Genomic DNA, 2,052 nt, shown 5'->3' on the forward strand with positions numbered 1-2,052 from the left:
GTACAATTTCATATTTTCATAATTATAAATTTAAGGTTTAATTATGTTTACTAAATTATCAATAATATATTTTATAAATATTGGTGATGAGGTTAACATAATTGTTGATATTAGTGCTACTAAAAAATCATATATTTGTAATACCATAAAATCCTCTCCCATTATTTTATTTGATATTATAATATATTATATGAATCTGAATTTTGATAATTTTTTAATATAAAAATAGGATATAGATTTAATCAGTTATCTATATCCTATCTTCATAATTTGTATTTATTTTATTATCTTCCTATTCTACTTAGTATTACTAAAGCTTCTGCTCTAGTTGTTTTATTCTTAGGTTTTATAGTGTTATCACTATATCCACCTAAATATTTATTTTCTATAGCTCCTTCTACTGACGATTTTGCCCATGACGACACACTTAATGCATCACTAAAGTTTAGGAGTTTATCTATATTTACATCCTTATTATTTTTTATACTTGTTATTATACTTGCTACCTCTTCTCTAGTTATAGGAGCATTTGGATCAAATTTATTTTCACTTTTACCATTTATATATCCTGCTTTTACTCCTACGCAAATATCATAATAGAACCAATGAGATGCTTGTACATCATCAAACTTTTCCGTACCTGCTTCTGTAAATCCAAATACTCTATTTACTATTTTAACAAATTCGGCTCTTGTTATAGAATTATCTGGCTTAAATGTATTATCTTCATATCCACCTATATATCCTTTTGTAACAAACTCATTTATAGTAGATTCTGCCCAATGACCGCTTGTATCTATTAACTTATTATTTTCTAGGAATGTTTTTATTTTATTTCTACAGTCTTGTCTGTTATTAAGTATATCTAAAGTGGTATAATAACTACTTCCATCTACTTGTGAATATTTTTTATTTATTTCTAGTTGTGTGTTTATTTGTGTAGCTACTTGATCTTTATATATACCATGCCCTATATATAAGTCAACATTAGTTCCATTAGCCACATCTGACCACCATTTAACAAGAGTTTCATAATCCGCTGATGTATTTCCTGTTTCCCAATAAATCTGAGGAACTATATAGTCTACCATATTATTTTTTACCCACATTCTAGTATCTGCATAATCTGAGTAATAACTTTCATTTCCATTTGTACTAGAACCAAGTGCATCACTTGATTTATTTTTCCATATCCCACTTGGACTTACTCCAAATTCAACAGCTGGTTTTATAGATTTTATCTTACTTCTAACTTGAGTTATCATTTCAGTTATATGATTTCTTCTTTCATTAGCAACTTTTCCATCTCTACCTTCTCCTGTTGGCAATGGATAGTTTGCTGGATAGAAATAATCATCAAAATGTATTCCATCTATATTATAATTTGATACTATTTCTGCTACTGTATCTACTATATGCTTTTTTACTTCTGGTAACTCTGGATTGAAGTATAGTCTTCCATTATAACTTAATACCCATGAAGGATTTTTTCTTGCCTGATGATTTGTACTTAACTGATTAATATCAGTTCCTGTCGTTGTAACTCTATATGGATTTAACCATACGTGTACTTTCATTCCCCTTTTATGAGCCTCTTGAATTACAAATTGTAATGGATCATATCCAGGATCTTTTCCTTGTACTCCTGTTAGTACACTTGACCAAGGATTGATGTTTGATTTGTATAAGGCATCTCCTTGTGTTCTTGCTTGAAACATAACTGTATTTATTCCTGTTTCTTTTAGCGTATCAAGTATTTTTATCATTTCTTGCTTTTGCTCTTGTGGATTATTTTGAACCTTTGGCCAATCTGCATTATATACAGTGGTTATCCAAGCAGCTTGTATATCTGTACTCGCCGCATATATATCTGTTGTCTTCCCTCCTATAAAAATCATACAAAACAACATTATAAATGATATTAATTTTTTCATGTCCTCAATCTCCTTAATTGTTTTGTCTATAATAAATTTTCTTTAATTAATAACAATCCCCTTGAATTATATACTTCCAAGGGGATACTAATTATTTAACTATTCTACTTAAAGTAAC

At 28.6% G+C, this 2,052-nt stretch carries 1 protein-coding gene; it reads right to left on the minus strand.

The annotated features are described in order from the left end of the window. Positions 1–284 precede the first annotated feature (284 nt). A complete protein-coding gene (locus VLM92_RS02765; RefSeq protein WP_325274826.1) occupies positions 285–1,934 on the minus strand; it encodes a family 10 glycosylhydrolase in 1,650 nt (549 codons plus the stop codon). Positions 1,935–2,052: the final 118 nt, after the last annotated feature.

The sequence above is a fragment of the Romboutsia sp. genome, assembly GCF_035470145.1.
Classification (GTDB): domain Bacteria; phylum Bacillota; class Clostridia; order Peptostreptococcales; family Peptostreptococcaceae; genus Romboutsia_D.